This is a genomic window from Achromobacter sp. GbtcB20, assembly GCF_019091095.1.
Classification (GTDB): domain Bacteria; phylum Pseudomonadota; class Gammaproteobacteria; order Burkholderiales; family Burkholderiaceae_B; genus Achromobacter; species Achromobacter mucicolens.
Genome location: NZ_JAGXJZ010000650.1, coordinates 1 through 257, shown reverse-complemented (window position 1 = coordinate 257; position 257 = coordinate 1). Strand labels below are relative to the sequence as shown.

Annotated in this window: 1 protein-coding gene; it reads left to right on the top strand. The window is 68.9% G+C overall.

Annotated features, from left to right (window positions below):
• The coding region (locus KVT32_RS30585) for a phosphotransferase (protein WP_217619487.1) at positions 1-257 on the top strand (257 nt) is incomplete at both ends.

The window sequence follows — 257 nt, the reverse complement described above, 5'->3', positions numbered from 1 at the left end:
CTTTCCGCTGGCCCAGCCCAACTTGCGCGGCCTGGCCTGGTGGCGCGCGACCGCGCCGGTCGTGCTGCCCCACCTGGCGCCGGAGAATGCGCGCCTGCTGCGCGAGGAAGTTGCCGCGCAGGAAGCGTTTGCTGCCACCGAAGCCTACGCGCGCCTGCCGCGCGGGCCCGTGCATGCCGACCTGTTCCGCAACAACGTCATGTTCGTTGGCGAAAAGCTGACGGGCTGCTTCGCTTTCTACTTCGCCGGCGTCGATA